At 60.6% G+C, this 6,858-nt stretch carries 7 protein-coding genes; 2 read left to right on the forward strand and 5 right to left on the reverse strand.

What is annotated here, in order from left to right; translation table 11 throughout:
• Positions 1-68 precede the first annotated feature (68 nt).
• The 5 genes from groL to ACYCCG_RS05645 all read right to left on the reverse strand — a co-directional run bounded on the left by groL (position 69) and on the right by ACYCCG_RS05645 (position 4,649).
• The gene (gene groL, locus ACYCCG_RS05625; RefSeq protein ID WP_176682629.1) at positions 69-1,709 is read right to left on the reverse strand and encodes a chaperonin GroEL; all 1,641 of its coding nucleotides are present in this window, start codon (positions 1,707-1,709) and stop codon (positions 69-71) included.
• A 51-nt stretch (positions 1,710-1,760) separates the two neighbouring features.
• Positions 1,761-2,054, reverse strand: coding sequence for a co-chaperone GroES (locus ACYCCG_RS05630; protein ID WP_003251905.1), 294 nt, complete (start codon positions 2,052-2,054; stop codon positions 1,761-1,763).
• A gap of 243 nt (positions 2,055-2,297) precedes the next feature.
• The gene (locus ACYCCG_RS05635) at positions 2,298-2,759 is read right to left on the reverse strand and encodes an FxsA family protein (RefSeq protein WP_003251903.1); all 462 of its coding nucleotides are present in this window, start codon (positions 2,757-2,759) and stop codon (positions 2,298-2,300) included.
• A 65-nt stretch (positions 2,760-2,824) separates the two neighbouring features.
• Positions 2,825-3,556, reverse strand: coding sequence for a HugZ family pyridoxamine 5'-phosphate oxidase (locus tag ACYCCG_RS05640; protein WP_459669677.1), 732 nt, complete (start codon positions 3,554-3,556; stop codon positions 2,825-2,827).
• Positions 3,557-3,638: 82 nt separating this feature from the next.
• Positions 3,639-4,649 (reverse strand): DUF481 domain-containing protein, encoded by a 1,011-nt coding sequence (locus ACYCCG_RS05645; RefSeq protein WP_339443002.1) that lies wholly within the window; start codon positions 4,647-4,649, stop codon positions 3,639-3,641.
• 163 nt (positions 4,650-4,812) lie between these two features.
• Here ACYCCG_RS05645 and ACYCCG_RS05650 point away from each other — a divergent pair, with 163 nt between their 5' ends.
• Entirely contained in the window at positions 4,813-5,166 is a 354-nt protein-coding gene (locus tag ACYCCG_RS05650) for an MGMT family protein (RefSeq protein WP_176682626.1), read from the forward strand.
• Between the two features lie 43 nt (positions 5,167-5,209).
• Positions 5,210-6,757, forward strand: a complete 1,548-nt coding sequence (locus ACYCCG_RS05655) for an AmpG family muropeptide MFS transporter (RefSeq protein ID WP_176682625.1) — start codon at positions 5,210-5,212, stop codon at positions 6,755-6,757.
• Positions 6,758-6,858: the final 101 nt, after the last annotated feature.

A 6,858-nucleotide genomic window follows, 5' to 3' on the forward strand; every position in this document is an offset into this window, starting at 1 on the left:
ACAGCAATAAAAAAAGCCCCGGTTCTCGCGAGCCGGGGCTTTTTGATGGTGCAGGGGGTAAGGCTGGCTTACATCATGCCGCCCATGCCACCCATGCCGCCCATATCAGGCATGCCAGCAGCTGGCTTGTCTTCCGGCAGGTCGGCAACCATGGCTTCGGTGGTGATCATCAGACCGCCGATCGAAGCAGCAGCTTGCAGCGCCGAGCGAGTAACCTTGGCTGGGTCCAGGATACCCATCTCGATCATGTCGCCGTATTCACCGGTAGCGGCGTTGTAGCCGAAGTTGCCCGAACCTTGCTTGACCTTGTCAGCAACCACGCTTGGCTCATCACCGGCGTTGGCAGTGATCTGGCGCAGCGGGGATTCAACAGCGCGACGCAGCAGCGCGATACCGACGTTCTGGTCTTCGTTGTCGCCTTTCAGGTCGATGATGGCTGCCAGGGCGCGAACCAGGGCAACACCACCGCCAGGCACCACGCCTTCTTCAACGGCTGCACGGGTAGCGTGCAGGGCGTCTTCAACGCGGGCTTTCTTCTCTTTCATTTCAACTTCAGTGCCGGCACCCACCTTGATCACGGCAACACCGCCAGCCAGCTTGGCCAGACGCTCTTGCAGCTTCTCACGGTCGTAGTCCGAGGAAGTTTCTTCGATCTGGGCACGGATCTGCTTGACGCGTGCTTCGATCTCGGTATCAGCACCAGCACCGTCGATGATGGTGGTGTTTTCCTTGGACAGGATGACGCGCTTGGCGTTACCCAGGTGCTCCAGAGTAGCGGTTTCCAGGGACAGGCCGATTTCTTCGGAGATGACCTGGCCGCCAGTCAGGACGGCGATGTCCTGCAGCATGGCCTTGCGGCGATCGCCGAAGCCCGGAGCCTTGACTGCAGCAACCTTGACGATGCCGCGCATGTTGTTGACTACCAGGGTAGCCAGCGCTTCACCTTCAACGTCCTCGGCAACGATCAGCAGTGGGCGGCCGGCCTTGGCAACGGCTTCCAGAACTGGCAGCAGCTCACGGATGTTGGAGATTTTCTTGTCGACCAGCAGCAGCAGCGGGCTTTCCAGCTCGGCAACCATGGTGTCCGGCTTGTTGACGAAGTACGGCGACAGGTAGCCGCGGTCGAACTGCATGCCTTCTACGACGGACAGTTCGTTTTCCAGGCCCGAGCCTTCCTCAACGGTGATCACGCCTTCTTTACCGACTTTTTCCATGGCTTCGGCAATGATTTCACCGATGGAGCTATCGGAGTTGGCAGAGATGGTACCTACCTGGGCGATGGCCTTGGAGTCGGCGCATGGCTTGGACAGGTTCTTCAGCTCGGCAACGACGGCAGCAGTTGCCTTGTCGATACCGCGCTTCAGGTCCATCGGGTTCATGCCGGCAGCGACGGCTTTCAGGCCTTCGTTGACGATGGCCTGAGCCAGAACGGTAGCGGTGGTGGTGCCGTCACCGGCAGCGTCGTTGGCCTTGGAAGCAACTTCCTTGACCAGCTGGGCGCCCATGTTTTCGAAAGCGTCTTTCAGCTCGATTTCTTTGGCGACGGAAACGCCGTCCTTGGTGATGGTCGGCGCGCCGAAGCTCTTGGCCAGTACCACGTTACGGCCTTTCGGGCCCAGGGTCGCTTTTACCGCGTCAGCCAGAACGTTGACACCAACCAGCATTTTCTTACGAGCGGAATCACCAAATTTTACGTCTTTAGCAGCCATGATCGTTTAATCCTTGAAAAACTTTGGAGTAACGGGAAGTCGGGGGGGAAATCAGCCTTCGACAACGGCGAGGATTTCGTTCTCGGCCATGACCAGCAGGTCTTCGCCATCGACTTTCACGGTGTTGCTGCCCGAGTACGGGCCGAAAACCACTTTGTCACCCACTTTCACGGCCAGCGCGCGAACTTCGCCGTTGTCCAGGACGCGACCGGTGCCGACGGCTACAACTTCGCCGCGGTTTGGTTTTTCAGCGGCCGAACCCGGCAGGACGATACCGCCAGCGGTTTTCGATTCTTCTTCGCTGCGACGGATGACTACGCGGTCATGCAGAGGACGAAGTTTCATTGTCGATCTCTCCCAAATTGTGGTTTTCATCGGCCGGTTCGACACCGGCGGTTTTGATGCTGTCCGGCGTTGCCGGGGGCGGCCCGCTGTGAGCGAACCACCTGTGTAATGTCTGGTGTTGCCACCAGAAACCTTGCGGTGACCACATACATGAGGCCGCCATATTCAATTACAAGGCTCGAGATAGAAAATTTTTCATCAGGCCGAAAAAAACCGGGGCCGCTTGCGCGGCCCCGGTCCTTTTTACTTGTCGCGGCGCTCGTACTCGCCTTCGATCACGTTCGGGCGGTGGCCGCCATCTCGCGGCTGCGCCTGGAAGGGGTCATCCTGGAACGCACGCTGGCGCATGGCCTGGGCCTCGGCACGCTCGCGCATCTTGCGCGCAGCCAGGCGGCGGGTGAACGGCAACAGGCACAGCACACCCAACACGTCGCTGATGAAGCCTGGCAGCAGCAACAGGCCACCACCCACGGCCAGCATCATGCCCTGGAACATGTCCTCGGCGGGCAATTCACCGCGCTGCAGGCTTTCACGGGCGCGCAATGCGGTAGCCAAGCCGGCTACCCGCATGACCAGCACACCCAAGGCGGAGCCGGCGATGATCAGCAGCAACGCCGGAAAGAAACCGATTGCCGCGCTGACCTTCACGAAGACGAACAGCTCCAGCACAGGAAAAATCAGAAACAGCAGTAGAAAAGCACGCATCAAGGGTTCCTCGACGGAAGATAACCTTCCAATAAGACCTCAGATGGATGCCTGCGCTCCGGATTTCAACCCTCGGTTTGCATCACAACCGGCCATTTGTCAGCGCGAGCCAGCAAAACCAAGGCCTCGCGGACTTGTGTCGGCGTGTTGCAAGTTGTCGGGAAAGGCAACCAGTGCACTGCCTGGCCGATGCGCAGGTGCATGCCTTCGCTGTCTACCCCGACCATCTGCGCCGTTACATGCTGTGGCAACCCGGCCAGTTCGACGTAGTGGGCAATGGCATTGGCGTGATCGCTGTTCATGTGTTCGATCATGCTCCCCTCGGCCTTGCCGGCGAACGGGTTGGCCAAGGTAACATGGTCAAGCCAGTGGATCGCACCGAAACCGCCGATGTAGCGGTGGCGCACCGGTTGCAGCACCCAGAAATCGAAGTCGTGGGCCTTGTGGTAGTTGGCCGCGTCCGGGAAATAGCGGTAATAGCGTTCGGCGGCGGCCTCGATGACGGCCTCGTCGACCAGCTTGTGCGCTTCGGCCATCACCGTCAGGCGCCCTACCGCCTGCACATCCTCGGCCTCGCGCTCACCCACCAGCAGCGAACACTTGGGGTCCTTCAGCAGGTTGTGGGTGTGCTGGGCAATGCGGCTGATCAGGATCAGCGGCTTGCCCTGGGCGTCCAGGCAGTACGGCACGACCGAACCGAAGGGGTAGCCAGGCATCGACCTGGAATGTGTCGAAAGCACGCCGCGGTATTCCTTGAGCAGCAGTTCCCGGGCGGGGCGGATGGCGTTGGTACTCACTTGAGGGCGGCTCCTGGCGGACGGGTTGGGGACAAGATAAGCATTATCCGCTGCCTGTGCCACTGACCTGCATCCAGACGCCTTACCAGGTAACGCCAAAGCCCGCGGTATAGCGTGTCTTGTCCAGGTCACTCTCACGCGTGCCCGTGATGATATCCTTCTCTGCCTTGAGGTTGAGCGAAGCCCACTCGGTGACCTTGTAGCGCAGGCCAACCTCGGCATCCAGCGAATAGTCGGCCACGCCACCCAGCGGCTTGGCGAACTCGCCGTTGGTGAACAGCTGCACGTTCTTGCCGATCAGGTAGCGGGTGTAATCCCACTTCACGGCCGCAGAATAGAAATTATCCTTTCCGCCGTCCCGATACTCGAAATCAGTGCGGTTGATCAGTGAACCCAGCGAGAACGCACCCAGCTCATCGTCCCAGAACTGGTAACCCGGGCCTGTACCCACGGTGCGCTGGCGGGCCAGGTCTTCGATGTGATCGCGTTTGTATTCCGCACGCCCCTGCCAGAACCACTTCTCGGTAATAAAGCGGTCCAGAGCGTACTCGGCGCTCCAGTTGTTGGTGGTGGTGATGTCGTTCTTGGTCTCGCGGTTGTACTCACCCTCGGCGTTGTGCCGCCAACGGCCATGGCGGGCAGTGGTCTTGAAGCCCACGTCGTAATCGTCGGTGTCGTTCTCGGCGCGCTTGTAGTCCAGCGCCACGTCGACATTGCCTTTCCACACGAAATCCTCGATCAGCGGCCTGGGCTTCATGATCTGCTCGATGCTGGCCAGCTCCACCGTCTTCGGTGAATCGCCATTGGCCAAGGTCACCTTGCCTGGCTCGGCGGCCTTGAGCGACTTGGCTTTCTCTCCGCTGTAGGCGTCCTGTTTGACCAGCATCTGCTGGTCGCTTTCCAACGTCTGGACCTGTTTCCAGTCCAGGGCGATTGACCCGCCATAAGGGGTTTCCAGCAGCAGCTTGCCGCCGTCGAAGACCTTGATCTTGCCACTCAGCCGGTCACCGTTCTTCATCCACACAGTGTCGGCGAACACCGGAGAGGCGCACAGGGAAACAGCAAGAAGGCACAACAAGAATCTAGAATTCATAAACGGACTTTGGTTGCGGACTAGGGTTCGATTTGACGAAAAAGCCGGGCATTATCCAGATACCGACGACCAGAGCAAGGACAGACCGGGAGCATGCCGTTGAGTTCAACTCTCATTTGCCGGACCACCGGTCCGGTTTCATCTGCAGCCCAAGGCGGGCGAGATGTCTGATGGATATGAGCACGCCCTTGATTCGGCCGAGGGCCGACGAACGGCGCTGTATTCGGTACTTGGCCAAGTGCCACCCGGCAAGGTGGTGAGCTATGGCCAACTGGCCGAACTGGCTGGGCTTGGCCGTGCGGCGCGCTGGGTTGGGCGCACCTTGGGGCAGTTGCCTGCAGACACTCGCCTGCCTTGGCATCGGGTGCTTGGCGCAGGTGGCCGGCTGAGCCTGGCGCTGGGCACGCCGTCGGGCGATGAACAACGGGCGCGGTTACGCGAGGAAGGTGTGAATGTAAGCAACAATCGTGTGGATATGACGCGCCATGGCTGGCGCCCAATGGAGCACAGCGGTTAGAGTGCGCGCTTTGTTTTCGAAAACTTGAGGCAGATGTTGGCCCATGCCCCGTAAAACCTGGCGCGCTGCGCTTGCTGCCTATGCCAGCCCGTCAACCTTGGTACTTTTGCTACTCGGTTTCGCCGCCGGCCTGCCCTACATGCTGGTGTTCTCGACCCTGTCGGTATGGTTGCGCGAAGCCGGCGTTGCCCGTGAAACCATCGGTTATGCCAGCCTGATTGGCTTGGCCTACGCCTTCAAGTGGGTCTGGTCACCGCTGCTCGACCAATGGCGTCTGCCGTTGCTTGGCGGCCTCGGGCGCCGGCGTTCGTGGCTGCTGTTGTCGCAAGCGCTGGTGGTAATCGGGCTGGTCGGCATGAGCCTGTGCGACCCGCAACAACACCTCTCCTGGCTGATTGCCATGGCCGTACTGGTGGCCTTCGCCTCGGCTACCCAGGACATCGCTGTCGACGCCTACCGCCTGGAAATTGCCGACGACCAGCGCCAGGCCGCGCTTGCTGCCAGCTACATGGCCGGCTATCGGGTGGCTGCCTTGCTCGCCACGGCCGGTGCCCTGTTCTTCGCCGAGTGGTTCGGCTCTACCGGCTTCAGCTACCTGCACAAGGCCTGGGCCGGTACTTACGTGATGTTCGGCGTGATGATGCTGCCCGCCCTGTTCACCACCTTGGTCATGCGCGAACCGTCAGTGCCCATGCGCACCCAACTGTCGGCCGCGCGCTACGGGCTGGTGCACCAGATGGCCTCGGTGTTCGTGCTGATCATCCTGCTGGTCTCGGTACCGGCCAGCTTCACCCAGATGTTCAATACCGGCTGGTCCAGTGTGATCTCCGGTGATGCCACGCCGCTTGACCTGCTGCTGGAAGACCGCGCCTTCCTGCGCCTGATCCTCTACGTGCTGTTGTCCTGGGCCTGCCTGTCGAGCCTCGGTCGTCGCGGCCTGGCCCCCGTGCTGACCCCGATCAACGACTTCATCACCCGCTACCGCTGGCAGGCTCTGCTGCTGCTAGGCCTGATCGCCACCTATCGCATGTCGGACACGGTGATGGGGGTGATGGCCAACGTGTTCTATATCGACATGGGCTTCACCAAGGACCAGATTGCCAGCGTCAGCAAGATCTTCGGTCTGATCATGACCTTGGTCGGCGCCGGGGTTGGCGGTCTGCTGATCGTACGTTTCGGCATCATGCCCATCCTGTTTATCGGCGGCGTAGCCTCTGCCGGCACCAACATCCTGTTCCTGATGCTGGCTGACATGGGGCCGAACCTGGAAATGCTGGTGGTGACCATCTCACTGGACAACTTCAGCTCCGGCATGGCTACCTCGGCCTTTGTGGCCTACCTGTCAAGCCTGACCAATCTGAAGTTCTCGGCGACCCAATACGCGCTGCTCAGTTCGATCATGCTGCTGTTGCCGCGGCTGATCGGCGGGTATTCGGGCGTTATTGTGGAGAAGTTCGGCTACCACGACTTCTTCCTGATCACTGCTTTGCTGGGGGTGCCTACGCTGATCCTGATCGCCCTGCAGTGGCATCAGGAAGCCGGGCGGGGGACGCCGGTGGCGGAGGAACACTCCGCAGCTGAGCGGCCCTGAAGCTTTGCATTGCCTGTGCTGGCCTCTTCGCGGGTGAACCCGCTCCTACACCGGGCCGCGTCGCCTTGTAGGAGCGGGTTCACCCGCGAAGAGGCCGGGCC

Source organism: Pseudomonas sp. VEM90 (assembly GCF_054611535.1).

Excerpts from the sequence above, each read along its gene's own strand:
- ACYCCG_RS05630 (WP_003251905.1), bottom strand. The coding sequence starts at position 2,054 with ATGAAACTTCGTCCTCTGCATGACCGCGTAGTCATCCGTCGCAGCGAA.
- groL (WP_176682629.1), bottom strand. The coding sequence starts at position 1,709 with ATGGCTGCTAAAGACGTAAAATTTGGTGATTCCGCTCGTAAGAAAATG.
- ACYCCG_RS05645 (WP_339443002.1), bottom strand. The coding sequence starts at position 4,649 with ATGAATTCTAGATTCTTGTTGTGCCTTCTTGCTGTTTCCCTGTGCGCC.
- ACYCCG_RS05650 (WP_176682626.1), top strand. The coding sequence starts at position 4,813 with ATGTCTGATGGATATGAGCACGCCCTTGATTCGGCCGAGGGCCGACGA.
- ACYCCG_RS05635 (WP_003251903.1), bottom strand. The coding sequence starts at position 2,759 with ATGCGTGCTTTTCTACTGCTGTTTCTGATTTTTCCTGTGCTGGAGCTG.
- ACYCCG_RS05655 (WP_176682625.1), top strand. The coding sequence starts at position 5,210 with ATGCCCCGTAAAACCTGGCGCGCTGCGCTTGCTGCCTATGCCAGCCCG.